Annotated in this window: 15 protein-coding genes; 3 read left to right on the forward strand and 12 right to left on the reverse strand. The window is 28.8% G+C overall.

Going from position 1 to position 19371, the window contains the following annotated elements:
- Positions 1-2: 2 nt before the first annotated feature.
- From L3B96_RS24450 to L3B96_RS24460, 3 genes are all read right to left on the reverse strand, one after another.
- Positions 3-1865, reverse strand: a complete 1863-nt coding sequence (locus tag L3B96_RS24450) for a nucleoside-diphosphate sugar epimerase/dehydratase (protein WP_017211263.1) — start codon at positions 1863-1865, stop codon at positions 3-5.
- Positions 1866-1919: 54 nt separating this feature from the next.
- A complete protein-coding gene (locus tag L3B96_RS24455) occupies positions 1920-2903 on the reverse strand; it encodes a glycosyltransferase (RefSeq protein ID WP_017211264.1) in 984 nt (327 codons plus the stop codon).
- Positions 2904-3353: 450 nt separating this feature from the next.
- Positions 3354-4202, reverse strand: coding sequence for a LicD family protein (locus L3B96_RS24460; protein ID WP_238948813.1), 849 nt, complete (start codon positions 4200-4202; stop codon positions 3354-3356).
- Positions 4203-4413: 211 nt separating this feature from the next.
- Here L3B96_RS24460 and L3B96_RS24465 point away from each other — a divergent pair, with 211 nt between their 5' ends.
- Positions 4414-5382 (forward strand): glycosyltransferase, encoded by a 969-nt coding sequence (locus L3B96_RS24465; RefSeq protein ID WP_238948814.1) that lies wholly within the window; start codon positions 4414-4416, stop codon positions 5380-5382.
- A gap of 315 nt (positions 5383-5697) precedes the next feature.
- Positions 5698-7548, forward strand: a complete 1851-nt coding sequence (locus tag L3B96_RS24470) for an MBL fold metallo-hydrolase (RefSeq protein WP_238948815.1) — start codon at positions 5698-5700, stop codon at positions 7546-7548.
- 117 nt (positions 7549-7665) lie between these two features.
- On the opposite strand, the gene L3B96_RS24475 is transcribed toward L3B96_RS24470, so the two are convergent.
- The 7 genes from L3B96_RS24475 to L3B96_RS24505 form a co-directional block, all read right to left on the reverse strand.
- A complete protein-coding gene (locus L3B96_RS24475; RefSeq protein WP_012060789.1) occupies positions 7666-8994 on the reverse strand; it encodes a PTS sugar transporter subunit IIC in 1329 nt (442 codons plus the stop codon).
- Positions 8995-9081: 87 nt separating this feature from the next.
- Positions 9082-9390: a PTS sugar transporter subunit IIB gene (locus L3B96_RS24480; RefSeq protein ID WP_012060790.1), complete on the reverse strand. Its 309-nt coding sequence runs from the start codon at positions 9388-9390 to the stop codon at positions 9082-9084.
- 80 nt (positions 9391-9470) lie between these two features.
- Complete coding sequence (locus L3B96_RS24485) at positions 9471-9791, reverse strand: PTS lactose/cellobiose transporter subunit IIA (RefSeq protein ID WP_017211270.1); 321 nt, start codon at positions 9789-9791, stop codon at positions 9471-9473.
- Between the two features lie 475 nt (positions 9792-10266).
- Positions 10267-10491, reverse strand: a complete 225-nt coding sequence (locus tag L3B96_RS24490; RefSeq protein WP_012060792.1) for a hypothetical protein — start codon at positions 10489-10491, stop codon at positions 10267-10269.
- 257 nt (positions 10492-10748) lie between these two features.
- Positions 10749-12089 (reverse strand): PTS sugar transporter subunit IIC, encoded by a 1341-nt coding sequence (locus L3B96_RS24495; protein WP_238900961.1) that lies wholly within the window; start codon positions 12087-12089, stop codon positions 10749-10751.
- 281 nt (positions 12090-12370) lie between these two features.
- Entirely contained in the window at positions 12371-12682 is a 312-nt protein-coding gene (locus L3B96_RS24500) for a PTS sugar transporter subunit IIB (RefSeq protein WP_012060794.1), read from the reverse strand.
- Positions 12683-12835: 153 nt separating this feature from the next.
- The gene (locus L3B96_RS24505) at positions 12836-13156 is read right to left on the reverse strand and encodes a PTS lactose/cellobiose transporter subunit IIA (RefSeq protein WP_238900962.1); all 321 of its coding nucleotides are present in this window, start codon (positions 13154-13156) and stop codon (positions 12836-12838) included.
- Positions 13157-13721: 565 nt separating this feature from the next.
- On the opposite strand from L3B96_RS24505, the gene L3B96_RS24510 reads away from it, so the two are divergent.
- The gene (locus L3B96_RS24510; RefSeq protein ID WP_238900963.1) at positions 13722-16409 is read left to right on the forward strand and encodes a sigma-54-dependent transcriptional regulator; all 2688 of its coding nucleotides are present in this window, start codon (positions 13722-13724) and stop codon (positions 16407-16409) included.
- 56 nt (positions 16410-16465) lie between these two features.
- On the opposite strand, the gene L3B96_RS24515 is transcribed toward L3B96_RS24510, so the two are convergent.
- Together L3B96_RS24515 and L3B96_RS24520 are read right to left on the reverse strand one after the other, a co-directional pair.
- Positions 16466-17215, reverse strand: a complete 750-nt coding sequence (locus L3B96_RS24515) for a MurR/RpiR family transcriptional regulator (protein WP_238900964.1) — start codon at positions 17213-17215, stop codon at positions 16466-16468.
- Between the two features lie 337 nt (positions 17216-17552).
- Positions 17553-18965 (reverse strand): glycoside hydrolase family 1 protein, encoded by a 1413-nt coding sequence (locus L3B96_RS24520; protein ID WP_238900965.1) that lies wholly within the window; start codon positions 18963-18965, stop codon positions 17553-17555.
- Positions 18966-19371: the final 406 nt, after the last annotated feature.

The following is a 19371-nucleotide window of genomic DNA, read 5'->3' on the forward strand; positions in this document are numbered from 1 at the left end:
TATTACTCCTTATCTGCATTTTCTGCAGCCACTTCATCTTCGTTTTTATAATGATATGTTGGAACTATCTTTTGCATTTGATGCTTAATCTCTGATATATCGCTAAGCTCCAATAACTTTTGTAATTGCTCCAGCTTAATTGTTAAGCTATTCATATCTTCAAATGTTGGTTTACCTACATATATTTTATTGTGAACCGTATTTTCTAATCCTTCTTCACTCATTAAAAGTTCTTCGTATAGCTTTTCTCCTGGTCTAAGACCTGTAACTACAATTTTTATATCTCTATTGGGTTCAAGCCCTGAAAGCCTTATTAAATCACATGCCAAGTCATAAATTTTAACTGGTTTTCCCATATCTAATACAAAAACTTCTCCGCCTCTTGCAAAAGCACCGGCTTGAAGCACTAACTGCGCAGCTTCTGGAATTAGCATAAAGTATCTAATAATCTTTTTATGAGTTACAGTTACAGGGCCACCATTAGCAATTTGTCTTTTGAACAATGGTATTACTGATCCATTACTTCCAAGCACATTTCCAAATCTAACCGCAACAAATTCTGTCCTAGACTGCTTATCCATGGCTTGAATGATCATTTCACATAATCTTTTTGTTGCTCCCATAATATTAGTTGGGTTAACAGCTTTATCTGTTGAAATCATAACGAATCTTTCTACGTTAGCCTCACTTGCTTCTAATGCTAAATTCAAAGTTCCAAAAACATTGTTTTTTATAGCCTCTTTAGGACTATCTTCCATTAAAGGCACATGCTTATGTGCTGCTGCATGGAATACCACATTTACTCTATATTTTGTAAATATTTCATGAAGTCTCTTTCTATCCCTAACTGAACCTATTAATACAGTAAGATTCATGTCTGGAAACTCTTCTCTAAGTTCATTTTGTATATCATATACATTGTTTTCATAAATATCAAATATTATAAGTCTTTTAGGATTATATACAGAAATTTGTCTGCAAAGTTCCGAACCTATTGATCCTCCCCCTCCAGTTACTAATATAGTCTTTCCTTCTATATAATCTGAAATCCCTTTATTATCAAGTTGAATAGGATCTCTTCCAAGCAAATCTTCTAAATCAACATCTTTTATTCTACTAACTGTAGCGTCTCCACTTAGTATTTCGTACATTCCAGGTATTATTTGAAGTTTACAATTTGTATTCTTACAAATTTCAATTATTTCTGCCTTATTTTTCGCATCAAGAGATGGAATCGCAATTAATATTAAATCTATTTCCTGATCTCCAACTATATAAGGTATATCGTATCTGTTTCCTTCTATTTTTACACCTGATATTCTTTTTCCAAGCTTACTTTTATCATCATCTATAAGAACTATCGGATTATACTTTAGTTCTCTTCTTGCCATCATTTCATTAATAAGCATAGTTCCAGCAGAGCCGGCCCCGACTATCATTACTCTTCTTTGGTCTGATGAGTATTTAAATGGTATGTACAAAAGAGTTCTTCTATATACCCTATACAATATTCTATATCCTAATACAAAGAAAATACTTAAAAGTATTCCGACAACCGAAACATTTAACGGAATTGTATTACCTAGAATTCTAGTATACCCTATTGATATTATTCCTGCTAAAATATTTCCACCAACACCTAACAAAAACTCGTCAGTACCAGTTAAATGCCATAGACTTTCATACATTTTAAACAAGTAAAAACATACTAAATAAATTAAACTTAACGCTATACAATCATGAGTGTATATTTTCGCAATTAATGTAAAATCTCCACTATTGGTTATATTTATTGAGAAAAGATATGCCATATTAACCATAAACATATCGATTATCATAACTATAAAAGTCTTCCAATTCTTCACTATACTTCCCCTCCTACTTCAGAGATTCTCACTAAAATGTCCTAATTTAAACTATTATCTTACTTTATCTAAAACTTTTATTAACAATTTAGGACAAGACAGCATTCCCTTACATTGAATAGAATATCTAATATTATTCTTATCCAACTTTTGCATTTTATAATTCTTTAAATATTTTCTTACATCCTCTTTATTTAAAAACTTAAAAAGTTCCTCATGGAAATTTGAATCCTTACCTAATACCGAAAAAACATGTGATATTGAATAAGGTATCTTAAATTCAACTAAAAAACTTTTTATCTTCTTTAAGCTTTCATCACCTTTTATATCATTTAATAGGTCAATATATGAATAATAGCAATCCAAATGCTTCAATGATACATTTTGAGTCACAGAATTTCCCCATATAACATAAAAAGCCAATACTTCATTTACGCTTATAACTTTTTTTGCATATAACAATGCCTTTACAACAAAGACCATATCTTCTCCATATTTTCTTTTAGTATCAAATAAAAGATTATTATCTTGTATAATGGAAGATTTATATATAGCACTTCTCATTCCTATTGTTATATCATCTTTTAACTGCATAAGAGCAGCTTCTTTTCCGCTAATGAACTCATTTAAATAGTTAGTTCTATTTTGGACTAGTACATTTCCTTTAGCGTCAACCTCACTATAATCACAAAAAACTATCTCACATTTACTTTCTTCGGCTTTTTCATACATACGCTCAACAAATTTATGATCAATATAATCATCTGAATCTAAAAAAGTTATATACTCTCCACTAGCTTCTTTTATTCCTCTGTTTCTTGCCGCACTAACACCCGAATTTTTTTGAGTTATGATTTTATAATTTATACTTGAATTTTCAAGTAATCCTCTTGCTATATCGATACTTTTATCCTTCGATCCATCATCTATAAGTAAAAGTTCAAAATCTTTGCAAGTTTGATTCATAACAGATTTAATACTTCTTTCAATACATTCTTCTACATTATAAACAGGAGTAATGATAGATACTTTTACCAAAACTATTCGCTCCTTTTATTTAATTATATTCAGAAAACAATAAGTCAGCATACTGGCCTATTTAATGCCATAACTTACTATAATATTGGACTAATAGACATTATGAACATATATATTCTTTTGTTTTAAAGAATATATATGTTAAAATTATCATTTTTCACATCAATTGTGGATATCCCAATAACAAACTATACTTAGCCCATGAAATATATTCCAACCAGAGATGAGTGATATACTTTTATATTTAAATACTGTACCGTCAAATAACTTTAAACTTTTCAACACTACTTGAATTATACTAGTATTGATGCCCATATGCAATATTAAGCCATTTTCTTAAGTAAATTTTCATTTTCATTCATTATAGCTAAGTAAAAATACTCTCATTTAGAGAAATAGTTTTACTACTATAAATAAATCTACATTCTTTTATAATTAAAACGAACATGCCTATTGGGCATTTTTTAACTTTTTAATTATTCTGGCATGCCACACTCTGTCTTCTTCTTTCGGAAGTGTCATATAATCTCCATACAATTGTGTTAAAACAGCATCATAATTCCTAGGCGCATTAAAATAATCTCCTTCGAATTCAACTTTTATTAAATCAAAAAAGTCCTCTTTTTTATATATGTACTGACTCCATACTGTATCCAACCCATATCCCATATATTCTGAATTTTTATCATTCCATTTAACTAAAAGATCAAATAACTTTTGTCTTCTTTTTGTTGTAAAAATGCTTGATACAATATTATAAACAAAATATGTAATTTTATTTTTTAATGTAAGCTTTTCAGGTTTTTCTCTAATTCTTATGAAACTTCTTAATACAAAATTGCTTATTTTTCTTTGAATATTGTATACCCATCTTTTTTTAGGAAGACTATCATAAGGTATAATATCTATAAATAAACCATTATGCATCTTTTCATTTTCTGCAATCTTATCTTCAATAAAAAGTGTATTATTATATCTTATTTTGCATGGAACTTGATAGATATCATAATTAGGATCATTGTCGTGAGTCTGCAAAAACAAATGATCAGGTAATTCATTTTTAACTACACTTAAAAATTTATTATAATCTTCTCTAAGCATTCCAATATCAATATCGTCATCCCATGGTATAAATCCTTTATGTCTAACCGCTCCTATAAGCGTTCCAGCATCTAAAAAATATCTAATATTATACTTGTCACAAATTTTTTTCACATCTTTTAAAATGCTTGCCATTATTAACTGCGCATCTCTTAGCCCTAAGTCTTCATAATTTGAATAATTAGTATTATTGTTCATCTTTTTCTCCTTTAATACATATCTACCTTTTATTATATCAATGTAGTCATAAAACTCAATAATACATATTAAATATTGACTTTTAATTTTCTATTACAATACCTGCTACAGATTATTAATTCTAAATTATGCCTTAATATGTTATAATTTATTACAGCTTAACCATCTATAGAGCAAATTTTAACCTTAGTAAAAGATTGGAGAATATATTATGGAAAATACTAAAGATTTAATTAGTGTTATTGTGCCTGTTTATAATGTTGAGAAATATTTACCTCAATGTATAGATAGCATTTTAAATCAAACTGAAAAGAATCTTGAAATTATTTTAGTTGATGATGGTTCATTGGATAATTCCGGAAAGATATGTGATGAATTCTCTAAAAAGGATGATAGAATAGTTGTTATACATAAGAAAAATAATGGTCTAAGTTCTGCTAGAAATGCTGGTCTTGAGATAGCTAAAGGAAACTATATTGGCTTCGTAGATAGCGATGACTGGTTAGATAAAAGTATGTATGAAATTTTGTTAAAATTATTGAAAGAAAATAATTCTGATATTTCATGTTGCGATTTTTTTAAAACAGCTAATAGCGATGGCTCAATACCTCATATTGATAATGAGATCATTAACTCTTACAATAATATCGAAAGCCTAAATAACTTCTATAATGACTTATATACACAAACAGTAGTAGCTTGGAATAAACTCTATAAACGAGAACTCTTTAAAGATATTTCTTATCCTGTAGGCAAAATTCATGAAGATGAAGGCACTACATATAAATTATATTATAAAGCTAATAAAATTACTTATACTAATATGCCTTTATACTACTACAGAATCACCCCTAACAGTATAACTACAAGTAAGTTTAATAAAAAAAGGTTAGATATAATAGATGTTTACGATGAAAAAGTTAAGTTCATTAAAAATATAAATAATGAAGAAATATATTCAAAAACATTAAAATGGTATTTATTTAAGCTTATAAATTGTTATTTTGAATGTTCTAATAATATTGAAAATAATACTGAATATTTAACCTTGATTAACCATAAGGTATCAGAAACATATAAATCTTATATTCAAAGCAATAAAAAACAGCTTCACTGGATAATTTTATTTTCTATATTTAAAATCAATCCTAAATTATATAAAAAGCTATTGAGAAGTTAAAAGATAACAATATAATTATGTTATTTATATTTTGTTTTGTTCAATGATTATTAGAGAAAATAACAAGTCTAAAATGCCTTGTGTATTTTGCGTCATACACGGAAAGATATCTATCTCATAGAGAACTATTAGCTTAGTCTCCGTACTAAACATAATGCAAAATCCACTAACATATTGACTTGTTATTTTTCTATTACCTCTAAAAATTTTTTCTTGATTTTACATAATGCGGAATAAATCCCGAGACTTGGCTTAAAATTTGCTTGATTATATGCTATAATATTTTGTATTGAATTTAAGGAGTGTTAAAAGATAATGATGACAAAATATTTTAAAAGTTTTATACTATTCTTTCTAATCTGTTTATCTTTTCATCTTTTTACAGAAACAATAGTATATGCTGAACAGCAAACAAATGAAATTTCACAAAAAACAAATGAATCAACTTTACATAATTCAACAAACGAAGATTCTTCAAAAAATACTAACAAAGATATCAGTACAAGCGTTTCAAGTAACGAATCAGAAAAAGATTCAAAAAAAGACACAGATAATAATAATAATAATAACAACGCAACTGCTGTACCGAATAAGCAAGAAGAAGTATCTATTCCATATGGATGGAAAACTATTGATTCTAAAAAATACTATATAGTTAGTGATAAAGTCCTCGAAAAAACTGGATGGTTCATGGAGAAAGATGTTAATCCTGATATAACTTCTAAAGATAAAGGCTATGATGATAAATATTATCTAGATAGTGATTTTTCAGTAGTAATTGGCTGGAAGGAAATAGACGGAACCTGGTATTACTTCAATAAAGATGGAATACTGCAAACTGGATGGGTTTATGATAATAATATCTACTATACAGATAAGAACGGTGCTATGGAAACTGGATGGCAAAAAATCAATGGGGATACTTATTATTTTGATCAATACGGTCACATGGCTACTCATAAAACATTAATAGATGATAATTGGTATTTCTTTAGCGATGATGGGCAACTTCAAAAAGGCCTTTACTATTATAAAAATAAAGAATATTATTCTGATGACAAAGGAATAATGGTTGTAAATACTTGGGTTGATTCTAGAAATCACAAATATTACATAAAATCCGATGGTTCTGTTGCGACTGGAAAGCTTTATTTAAACGGAACTATGGAAGATTTTAATTCAAATGGTTACTACCAAGGTTCAGATAAAAACGATAAAGATTATCTATTTGTACGTCATTTAAATGTAGGTAATGCTGACTGTGCATTTATAAGATTACCTAGTGGAGAGACCGTTTTAATAGATACTGGTGATACAACAACTAGTAGTACATTAATAGATTTCTTAAATAGCCAGAACTTAAAGAAAGATTTCTTCCAATCTACTACTAGTAGTAGTGTACAAGCTGTTGAATCTAACACTAGCAAGACTTCTAATGGAAAAGGAGTTGTAGATTACGTAGTGCTTACACATCCTCACTCAGATCACATTGGTGGAGTGATTGATTTGCTTAAAAACTTTAATGTCGGAAAAATATTAGTTCCAAAATACTTTGAAATGAAAGATTTTGCAAGTATGAATGATACTACTTCTAGTGCCAGTGAAAAAGAAATTATGAAACATGATTACGAAGTATATACAGCAACAATGAATGCTATAAAGAAAAGCGGAGTACCTTTAGTTACAGCTGAACCAAAATCATATATTGATAGCGAAAATATTTTACAATTTGTTCATGCTGATAAGGATTATCCAAGCTTTGAAGCATCCAACCCTTACCAAGAATACACATTGCTAAACAATAACTCTGCACTTGTTTATTTGAATTATCATGATCTTCAAGAATTATTTGCTGCAGATATTGAATGGGGCGCAGAAAACGACTTTGTTAGTAGAAAAGCCTTAGATGGAAAAGAAGTTGATGTATTAAAGATTCCTCATCATGGAAATCCAACATCTTCATCGTATCCATTTATCGGATATGTTAACCCAATTGTAGGAATAATTTCTAGAGCTAAAGAATCTATTAGCACTACTAATGAATCTTACAATGTTCTAACTACATGTGGTGTTAACATATTTGAGACAAGCAGTGATCCTGCTGGAATTTCAGTATACTCTACTAAAGATAATTGGAATGTGGAACCAGCAAATAGTAAATATTAATATTAACTCAAATTTAAAAAAAGCTTATCATTTGTACTTTTTTACAAATGATAAGCTTAAATCTAATTACCTAAAGTTTTAATCTTTCCTTGTCATAATAATATTATTTAGTAATTCTTATGCCTGAATATTATCACCATGTTGAGCTGCCAATTCATTTTTTAAGTTTATACTATCTTGTCTCTTAAAGAATGGAAGGTAAACGAAGAATGACATCACTAATACTAATAACTGTAATATTGCTGTTCTAACTCCACCTGTCAAAAGTCCTGATATTGGTGCCGGAGTTGTCCACGGAACCATTACCCCGCCAAATGGTGGAACTATTCCTGTTAATATTGCAAAATAAAGTATTGTTCCTGATAGCATTGGAGTAATTATAAATGGAATTGCCATAAATGGATTCATTACTATTGGTGTTCCAAATGTAATTGGCTCATTTATATTAAATATCCCTGGTACTATTGCGAGTTTTCCTAATTGTTTGCATTGTGCCGATTTTGCAAAAAATAACATACATATTACTAAACCTATTGTCATACCAGATCCTGTTACTGTCATAAATTGATCAAGAAATTGCTGTGTTACTATATGAGCTCCATTTGCTATTGATAATTCTTTTCCGCTTGTAACTATAGCTGCATTGTCTAAAGTATTTGATTGTAATATTCCTGACATTACACCGCTTACTATTGTTGCTCCATGAACACCAAACCACCATAAGAATGGAATTAAAAATCCCATGACTAAAACTCCACCTAATGAGTCTGTCATACCTTGTAATGGTGTTTGAAGTACTTTATATATCCATTCAATAAATGTTGTTTGTAATCCCCATTTAAATATCATATAAACTATTGTTGCTCCAAGCACTATAACTGCTGCTGGTATTAATGCTGCAAACGAATTCACAACTCCCTGTGGTACGCCATCAGGCATCTTTATTGTAATCTTATTTGCCATAAACCATGAGTAAACTGCTCCAACTATTAATCCTATTATAATTGCGGTAACCATTCCCTTTCCACCACACCATGCTGTTGGTATGACATCACCTACTGTTTCTCCGCTCTTAGTAGTTACTGAAGAGCTAGTTGTTAATATAAATACTACAAATGATATTATTCCTGCTGATAAAGGTTCATGACCTTCATTTTTAGCATAAGTGTATGCTATTCCTATTGTTGCAACAAGTGCTATCATGTTAAATGTTGCTCCATTTGCTTTAAACAGTGGATCAGTCCATCCTGCACCTAATGTAACATTTAGCCAATCATTTAACGGTTGGTATGGCAATTGAGCTAGCAATAAAAATACCGATCCTACCAAAGTTAATGGTAAAGTGAATAAAATACCGTCTTTTAATGCAACAACTCCCTTTAAACCAACAAACTTCATAACTATTGGCAATACTTTTTCGTTTAAAGTTGTCCCAGATGATGACATAATAATTCCTCCTTAAAAATTAGTAAATATAAATTAACAAGGTTTATTAGATAATTTATAAAAAATGATATTGTAAAAACTTTTTAACTATTTTCCTGCTAACTTCAAGGCAAAGTCTAAAACTTTTTGCCCATTCATCATTCCATAGTCAACCATTGGTATAACATCCACAGGTATTCCTTTAGGTTCACATATCTTTTTTGCTTTGTTCAATGTATATCCAACTTGTGGACCCAATAATGCAACATCAACTCCCTCTATATTTTTATCCATCTGGCTTTCTGGAAAAGCTTCAATATCTACATCTATCCCCTTATTCTTAGCTGCCTCCTTCATTTTGTTTACTAAAAGACTTGTTGACATTCCTGCTGCGCAAAATAATCTAATTATTACCATGGTTCATTCCTCCTGAAATATAAATTTATTTATATAAACTTTTAATAAGTATCCTCATAAAATTTTAATCTATTTGTTAATTATTTAACCAACGTATTTACAACTTTTCTTAGTTCGATTATTTGTTCAATTAAGTTTTTCTCTGTTATTGCTGTCATTAGATGATCTTGTGCATGCACAAACAAAACTGACATATCAATCTTTTCACCATTTGCTTCTTTATGAAGGAACATTGTTTGCCCATCATGTGCTTTTGCTAATGCATCATTCGCTAATTGCATTTCCTTATCAGCTTCTTCGTATTTTCCTTCATTTACATTGTTAAGTGCCATATACGCATGATTTTTACAATCTCCAGCGTTTATTATAATGTTCATGATTGCCATTTCTAACTCTTCCACTCTACACTCCCCCATTCAACGTCTTTTAGAATATTTTTCCTTTTATCCTATTGCATAGCATAAATTGTGCCAAACACTATTCTGCTTTTTAGTAGACATTATTTTAAATATATTGATATTATCTATATTAATCCTAATCCCGGATTTATAAAACGTTTACAAAATTTTTATGTATCCAAATTGTCATTAATCTTTTATATGTTTACTTAATATAATCAATATCTAATATAAGAGTTTGATTATTCTTATTAGCGTTTTGGTAATATTGCCCAGTGTTTAGATGAAAGTATATAATTGTGATTAGTGTTTGAACACTTCCAAGAACTGTTTAATCACTAAATTTATTTTAATCATTAAAAAATAATTTCTACAACTAGAAATAAAGCAAATTACATAGGAATAATAAAAAGCATCTTCTTAACTATAAGAAAATGCTTTTTATTCACAATATAAATAATTAAATTATATCTAATTTTTATTGTACACTAACTCCAAAATATAATACTTTTCCAAGTTCAGTATCTTTTATTGATTGTTTTGCAATTGCAGCCGCATTTTGTTGATCACTAAGGCTACACTCAAAAAGTATCTTAATTCCTTCTTTTCTAACAAATTTAAATACTTTCTCATTCTCAACTTCAATATTTTCTACTATATTTATTATATCGTCTTGTCTTAATGCACAGTTTATTAATATCATCTTTCTACCTCACTCCTATTTAATCTTTTGAAAAAAACAACTTTATCTTAATTTGATTTTTAATAATTCTTTATTATACTTTGATTATTAACATATTATATCATTTATTTTTCAGAATTATACTGAGTAAACTCTAACATTTCAATTATTTTCTCATTGAGCTTCTGCTATTGCAGAAATCATAATTTCAATAATTAGAAATGTTAGAGTTTTTAAATTTATTTTAAATTGTTAATAATAGGGCTAATTAATCGTATTTACGCTTGAGCACTATTTTCGTGTTTTTGTGCTGCTAATTCATCAGCATATGACATAGCATCAACTTTCTTAAAGAATGGGAAGTATATTGCCATTCCAATAAGTAGGAATACTAATTGAGCTATAGCATAACTAGGACCACCAATTATTAATCCTGAGAATACAGCTGGAACTGTCCAAGGTGGTAATGCTCCACCCATTGGTGCAAGTATACCTGTTGCAATTGCTAAATAAAGTAATATTGCATTTACTACTGGAGTAAGTATAAATGGTACACCCATTATTGGGTTCATTACTACTGGAGTACCAAATAATACTGGTTCATTAATATTAAACAAGTTAGCTGGAAGTGCTAATCTACCTAATTGTTTATATTGAGCAGATTTTGCAAGTACTAATAATAATATAGTAAATCCAAGTGTTTGACCACTACCTGCCAAGTTAATAAAGTTATCATAGAATTGTTGAGTTACTATATGAGCTCCGTGAGCAAGATCTAAAGTCCCTGCTTCTTGTAATTTAGCATTAGCTGCAGTATTAGCAGTTAATAAAGCACCTACCATACCTGATACTGTCATACCTCCATGAATTCCGAAGAACCATAAGAATGGAACAGCAAAAGCAATAAGTATAGCTCCTGGAAGTGAATCTGATGCAGCTTGTAATGGTGTTTGAACAACTTTATATATAATTTCTACAAAAGAAGTATTGAATCCAAACTTACATACCGCATATACAACAGTTGCACCTATAAATATAACTGTAGCTGGAATTAATGCTGAGAATGCATTAACAACACCTTGAGGTACACCTTCTGGCATCTTGATTGTAATGTTTTTCTTTACCATTGCACAATAAACAAATGAAACAACTAAACTTACAATAATTGCAGTAATCATGCCTGATCCACCAGTCCAGTCTTGTGGAATAACTCCACCAACTTGAATTGGAGTTGCATCAGGTGTAGCTTTGAACATAACAAAATCATTTGTTACAGTTAAGAATACACTTAAAGCAATTACTGCTGGTGAAAAAGGTTCAAGACCTTCATTTTTACAGTATACATAAGTCATCCCTATAACAGCTACCACTGCCATAATACCCATTGTTGAATGCTGTAATTTAAATAATGGATCATTCCAACCTGGTCCAAAAGCGCTAGTCATACCATCTGTAAATGCTTTTACTGGAAAGCAAGCAATTAATAAGAATATAGATCCAACGATATTTAATGGTAAAGTAAATAACATACCATCTTTTAATGCTTGAACACCTTTAAGATTAACGAATTTCATTACCGCTGGCACTACTTTTTCGTTCAGTGTTTGATTGAGTGACATAATAAATTTCCCCCTTATAACTAAATTGTGATTATAATATGAATAATTACAAATAAAAATTTGCTATTATTACTTATAAACCTACATATTTATTTTGTTTTCTTATAATTGTTGTTAAAGGTTTTCTTTTCTCATATAAAATATGAATATAAGTTAACCGATTAGATATATCTTTATATGTGCATTTGTATTTTTACTTAATCATGTAAAACTACAAATGCTATTTATTTTTGCAAATTATTTCTTATTGGTTAAGTTTATAAAAATAATTAATTTTTCAATTATTTATTTTTTGCAAGATTTAATGCTAGATCTAAAACTTTAGCTCCATTCATCATTCCATAATCAACCATTGGTATTACTTCTACTGGAATGCCATGTGGTTCACAAAGTTTCTTTGCTTTTCCTAAAGTATATCCTACTTGTGGTCCAAGTAATGCAACATCCATACTATCTAAATGTCTATCCATTTGAGATTCTGGAAATGCTATAATTTCTGCATCAACACCTTTAGCTTTAGCTGCCTCCTTCATCTTATTAACTAAAACACTTGTTGACATTCCTGATGCACAGAATAATTTGATTGTAACCATATTTCTTCCTCCTTGATTTAACTTTTATAAATTTTAATATGTTTCATATTTTTTATACGGTTTTGTGTTAATTTTAAAGTTACTTACGAATTTTATTTTCATAGTATTTACAAAATAATGCTTGTCTTATTTGCTTTTCCAAGTTTCAATTTGTTATTTTACTAAAGTGTTTACAATTTTTCTTAACTCTATAATTTGTTCAATAAGATTCTTTTCTGATATAGATGTCATTAAATGATCTTGTGCATGAACAAACAAAACTGATAGTTCTATTTTTTCTCCAGAAGCTTCTTTTTGAAGCATTTCTGTTTGTGCATCATGCGCTTTTCCTAACGCATCATTTGCTAGTTGCATTTCATTTTCAGCTTCTTCATACTTACCTTCGTTTACCAAATTAAGAGCCATATAAGCATGATTTTTACAATCTCCTGCATTGATTATAATATTCATTATTGCCATTTCTAATTGATCCATTTGTACTCCTCCTCCAATTCATCCGGTAGCTGGCATCCGTAATACCTTCCATAATATAAATAACGACTACATGCTCCTGGATAAGTCAAACTAAAATTCAGAAGATATATTAAACTCCAACTGAATAAAGTTTTACTTGATGCTTTATTGCTTCATGCCAATATATATAGCAATACCTGTGCCAAACACTATTAAATATTTAAATTTTTTTCTAATTTTTTTGCTGTTTAAATTTTACATACTATCGGATCACTCCTATATATCAATACTTATAAGCAAAATAGATAATATAATTTCATTTAAAAGTTATATCATTTTTATAATAAAAGTTATATATTTTATTTATTTTATGATATGTGTTTACTTAATACACTTAGTGTTTTATAATTATATATAGTGTTTAATTAATTTCAAAACTGTATATAAACACTAAATAAACAATGTTTAATAATAAATAGTTTTACTATAATAGTCCATTTACCGTGGGATTTTCAGCATAGCGTATGAGAATACTTAATCTATTTATAGTAGCTATAATATTTTTATTTATATAGGAGGACATATAATGGCTAAAAAAGATTTGATTTACCAAAAACTTCTCCAGCTTAATTCTCCAGATGGGATAGACACAAAAACGCTAGCCCCTCTAGTTAATATGACTAGAGCTAACTTAAGCCATGAACTAAATGAACTTTGTAAAGAAGGTAAATTGTATAAATCCTCTGGCAGACCAGTATTATTTTTTCTTGCTGAAAATAAGATTCAAAGCAATGAATCTCAGTTAGATTTGTTAGCTAAAAATAATATTTCTCTTAAAGATTCTGTGGAACAGGCTAAAGCGGCTATACTATATCCACCTAAAGGTATGAATTGTTTAATATTAGGTGCTACTGGTGTAGGAAAGTCTATGTTCGCATCTCTTATGCACAATTATGCATTGGAAATGAAGGTGAAAACAGAAGATTCTCCTTTTATAGTGTTTAATTGTGCAGATTATACTAATAACCCACAACTATTAACTTCTCAACTTTTTGGTGTAAAAAAAGGTGCGTATACTGGAGCTGAATCTGACAAAGTCGGATTAATAGAACAGGCTGATGGTGGTATTTTATTTTTAGATGAGATTCACAGATTGCCACCTGAAGGGCAGGAAGCTCTATTCATATTTTTAGATACAGGTACTTTTAGACGTATTGGGGATTCAGAAACCAGAAAATCAGATGTATTAATAATTTCAGCTACAACAGAGGACCCAAATTCTGCTTTATTAAACACATTTACAAGAAGAATTCCTCTTGTTATTAATATTCCCTCTCTTAAAGAAAGAACTTTAGATGAAAGATTATTTTTAATTAAAAGTTTCTTCAAATATGAAAGTATCCGTTTAAATAAAGAGATTTATGTATCTTTAAACTCTCTTAGAGCATTACTTTCTTATGATTGTCCTAATAATATAGGTCAGTTGAAAAGTGACGTTCAGCTACTTTGTGCAAAAGCATACTCTGAATACTTAACTAATATACGACGTGACGTAAGAATCCATAGTAAAATATTGCCTCCTTATATTAAAGAAGGTCTTTATAAAGAAAAAGAACATAGAGTTTTATGGAATAAACTTATGAGTGAAGAAATTGAATATTTTAGATTTAATGGTTCTAATGAAGATACAAACACTATATTTAATAATGGAGATAATACTATTTACGATTTTATAGAAAGTAAACTTGAAAAGCTTAAGTCTCTAGAAATCTCAGATATTGATATTGAAAACATTCTTGAGAAAGATATAGCCAAACATTTCAATAAAAATAACTCTGAAGTTTCCGAAGAAACAAGTAAACAAAACTTATTAACCATTATTGATGAAGATACATTAAAATGTATTGATAGTATAGTAAGTCATATAACTCGAAAGCTTCCTGTAATTTTTGATAGTAATTTATATACGGCTTTTGCTCTGCATATCAACACATTAATTAATAGAATAAATAGTGACAAAATAATAATAAACACTAATTTAAATAGAATAAAAGATCTTTATCCTTCTGAATTTGCTGTTGCACTAGAGATTAAGGAAATCATAGAAAACACTATTAATAAATCAATTCCAATAGATGAAGCTGGATACTTAACATTATTCTTGATACCAGATAATACTTTTAACGATAAATCTCAAGATAAAGTAAAAGTTATCCTAATTGCCCATGGAGAATCAACTGCAACTTCAATGGCTGATGTTTCTAACAGACTACTTGGAGAAAACTATATAATTCCAATAAACGCTCCAATAGATGTTGCTCCATCAAAAGTATTAGAAAGCCTTAAGATTGGTATTCAGGACAATCCAACTTCTGCTGGCTATCTCTTATTAGTAGATATGGGGTCTTTAACAACTTTTGCAGATGTTATAAAAAAGGAATTTCAAGTAGATATTAAAGTGATATCTCTTGTTTCAACTTTACATGTTTTAGAAGCAGCACGAAAAGCACTAATTGGATCATCACTAGATGAAATATATAATGACGTTCTTATGGTAAATTCTTATGTAGAAATACATAAAAATATAAGTAATCCTTCTAGCGATTCAGATAAAGTTTTAATAGTAACTGCCTGCTTAACTGGTGAGGGCGCTGCCATTGCAATTAAAAACTTCTTACTAAGTAATCTTAGATTAGATAAAGATTATTTTGAAGTCGTTTGTCTAAACTGCTTAGACAAAAAATACTTCAAGCAAAAAATAATTAATCTTCAAGAAAAAAATGAGGTACTTTTTATTGTTTCATCTTTTCCTGTAGATTCACCTATAAAACAATATACAATGTACGAAGTATTTAATATGAATGTATTAAAAGAATTACAAAGTATAATTGATTCAAAATTAACTATGATTAATCTACCTAAAATTATAAAGGAAAATATATATAATATAGATGGTGTTGAACTTTATAAAGATGTAACCCTATTTTTAAATATATTACAAGAGAAACTCTTAATTAAATTATCTGATGAAAATATGGTTGGTGTTATTCTCCACTTGTCATTTGTAATAGGACGATTAAGAAATGAAGATAATCCAGCTGTTTATCCTGAAAAAGAGAAATATATAGAAGAAAATGTCAATCTATATAATATGATAAAAGAAAATCTAAACTTCATAACTAGCAAATATAAAGTAGAAATATCAGATGATGAAATATGCTATTTGATGAATCTTTTATCAAATTCAGCTCCTGAATTACAAAGTAAATTTTAATACAAATACATCCCTATAAAAGAATAAACACATTCTTTTATAGGGATGTTAAAGTTTTACTTAGAATAATCAGAAGAATCTACTGCAAACTTATTATGTAGCCTTTTTCCCATACTTTCAATAATATATAATACAGGTATTTGTGTTGTTATATCACTAATTCCTAGTCTTTCTTGTTGGACATAATACGATATATTAAGATCTGATATTTTAGATATTGTACAGTTTTCACTATTTGTTATGCTTACAAGCGTAGTATTTTCTCTTTTTATATTACTTATATAGTCAATAACAGTGCGCGTTTCACCTGAAACTGACATTGCTATTATTATAGAATCTTCATATAGCTTATAATTTCTTGGAAAATACGGATCATCTATATACATGGAAAACTTACCAATTGATGAAAAATATCTAGCTGCATATTTACACAGTATTCCAGATGTTCCTGTTCCTATAAATACTACATTACCTGCTTTCTTTATTAAATCGCAAAGTACATTTAATTTTCTATCAAGTTCACTATTATCTAATTTTTTGAAAAAATCAACTATTATCGATGTATCATTATTTACTTTATCACTTTCATTTTCTTCAAGATACAATTTTAATTTCACTTTAAATTCCGAATATCCTTCACAGTTCAACTTTTTACAGAATCTTAATATAGTAGTTGTTGAGACGTGTGCTTCATCAGATAATTCTCTAATTCTCATATAAACAACTTTTTGAATATTCTTCATTATATATCTGTATAGAGACAACTCTAAATCGTTTAAACTCTGGATAATTTCATAATTAAACATAATTTAATCAACCTCTTCCTTTATAACTAGCTTTTTTACATTCACACATACTTGAATATATTGTTGTCTTAAAATTTAAAACACTATACTAGTTAGCCTTTTACGACTTTGTAGATACTATGATTTATCTTCATTATACGATCTACCAAAGTTCTTTTAATTTAAGTATACATTATTTGAAAAAAACTTTTAAGGCTATGTTTGTAAAAATTCTTTTTAGCTATATTATAAAAGTAAAATATACCAAAGCGAAATTTCTTACACCTTGGTATATTTCATTTATATTAGTATCTATTTTTAAATACTATTATTCTAATATTATATTAATTATCTTTGACTAAATTTCTTCGCCATTAGTTTCGATGACTTTTTTATACCAGAAGAAACTCTTCTTTCTTATTCTTCTTAAATCCTTGAGATCAAATTCATCTCTATTTACATATATAAAGCCATATCTTTTCTTGAAACCTTGGTGAGTACTTATAAGATCTATAGCTGACCATGGACAATATCCAATCAAATCTACTCCATCAGTTATAGCAAGTCTAGCCTGTTCAATATGTTTTCTTAAATAATCAATTCTATAATCATCATTTATAGTATCATTTTCTTCAACATTATCATAAGCACCTAATCCATTTTCAGTAATTATTATAGGTAAATTATATCTTTCATAAACTTCTCTTAAAGTGTTTCTAAATCCTATAGGATCAATCTCCCATCCAAATTGAGTTTTCTCCAAGTTCGGATTAGAAGCTCCTTTGTAAACACCTAAATCTCCTACAGCAATCTGTTGATCTCCACCTTGAGTTGAAACTTCTTTATCATCAATCTTACTTTCCGCAGATGTTCCTGTGCAATAATAATTAAATGCTATGAAATCTGGATTTCCACCTTTTAATATTTCCATATCTCCATCTTCAATAATTGGCTCGATTCCTTTTTCAACCATATAGCTCCAAGCTATTGGATTATACCTACCGTGTACAGCCATATCTAAGTATAACCAATTCCTTATAGATGATTGGTTACTAGCAGCTAATATATCTTCTGGTCTTGAACTTGCTGGATATATTGAGCTTATATTAGGTGCAGGCCCTATTTTCGCTTTTGGACACATACTATGACATAACTTCATTGTTTGCGCTTGTGCAAGCATCATATGATGATTTTGTTTATATAATTCTTTTTCAACATTTTCTACTCCATCATTTACAGTTCCAATTGCCCCTCCATGAAGTATCATCATATTCTGTTCATTTATTGTAAGCCAATATTTAACCCTATCACCGAAGTTTTCAAACAATACTTTTGCATAATTTACAAATGCATTAGCAGTCTCTCTATTTGACCAACCACCTTCTCTTTGAAGCGCATCTGGTAAATCAAAATGATACATAGTAACTAGCGGTTCTATTCCGTATGATAATAGTTCATTTATTAAATTGTTATAAAATTCAATTCCTTTAAGATTTACATCTCCTACTCCATTTGGTATTATTCTAGTCCATGCAATTGAAAAACGATAAGTCTTAAATCCCATTTCTGCAAATAATGCTACATCTTCTTTGTAATGGTGATAGTGGTCACTAGATACCTTAAAATCTGGTGTTCCTGGGAATGGTTCCTTTGTATCTTGAACGGATAATCCCTTTCCATCTTCATTATAAGCACCTTCTACTTGATAAGCTGATGTTGAAGCTCCCCATAAAAAATTCTTTGGGAAATCTTTTAATTTCTTATGAAACATATAAAACCCTCCATTGCACATTATCTTTTTATTATTAACATAAATTTTTTAATCATAATAAGTTGATTCCTATGAATTCAATATATCATATACTGTAACCACTTTATATATTTTTTATAATTTAGGAACACATGCTACTTTTTAGGTATTTGTTTTTTTAGAAAACAAGTTGTTTTAAAAAAACTGCTACAGGCAAAAATTCTTTTTTTACCAGTAGCAGCTTCATTAATAATATCCTTAAATTTTCTTATATATTTCTAATAATATTTTTTACATTATAGTCTTATTTGAACGCTTAGCTTACACTGTATCGTAGATTTAATTACTGTAACTTCTATTTCTTTGCTACATTAATAGCCTTTTCAACAACATTTTCTACAGTGAATCCAAATTTCTCGAATAGGAT

The organism is Clostridium sp. YIM B02569, from assembly GCF_022320765.1.
GTDB lineage: Bacteria > Bacillota > Clostridia > Clostridiales > Clostridiaceae > Clostridium > Clostridium beijerinckii.

Coding starts and splice junctions, on each gene's coding strand:
- L3B96_RS24520 (WP_238900965.1), bottom strand. CDS start 18,965: ATGTTTCATAAGAAATTAAAAGATTTCCCAAAGAATTTTTTATGGGGA.
- L3B96_RS24480 (WP_012060790.1), bottom strand. CDS start 9,390: ATGGTAATAATTAGATTATTTTGCGCAGCAGGAATGTCAACAAGTCTT.
- L3B96_RS24465 (WP_238948814.1), top strand. CDS start 4,414: ATGGAAAATACTAAAGATTTAATTAGTGTTATTGTGCCTGTTTATAAT.
- L3B96_RS24500 (WP_012060794.1), bottom strand. CDS start 12,682: ATGGTTACAATCAAATTATTCTGTGCATCAGGAATGTCAACAAGTGTT.
- L3B96_RS24490 (WP_012060792.1), bottom strand. CDS start 10,491: ATGATATTAATAAACTGTGCATTAAGACAAGACGATATAATAAATATA.
- L3B96_RS24495 (WP_238900961.1), bottom strand. CDS start 12,089: ATGTCACTCAATCAAACACTGAACGAAAAAGTAGTGCCAGCGGTAATG.
- L3B96_RS24510 (WP_238900963.1), top strand. CDS start 13,722: ATGGCTAAAAAAGATTTGATTTACCAAAAACTTCTCCAGCTTAATTCT.
- L3B96_RS24470 (WP_238948815.1), top strand. CDS start 5,698: ATGATGACAAAATATTTTAAAAGTTTTATACTATTCTTTCTAATCTGT.
- L3B96_RS24505 (WP_238900962.1), bottom strand. CDS start 13,156: ATGGATCAATTAGAAATGGCAATAATGAATATTATAATCAATGCAGGA.
- L3B96_RS24460 (WP_238948813.1), bottom strand. CDS start 4,202: ATGAACAATAATACTAATTATTCAAATTATGAAGACTTAGGGCTAAGA.
- L3B96_RS24475 (WP_012060789.1), bottom strand. CDS start 8,994: ATGTCATCATCTGGGACAACTTTAAACGAAAAAGTATTGCCAATAGTT.
- L3B96_RS24515 (WP_238900964.1), bottom strand. CDS start 17,215: ATGTTTAATTATGAAATTATCCAGAGTTTAAACGATTTAGAGTTGTCT.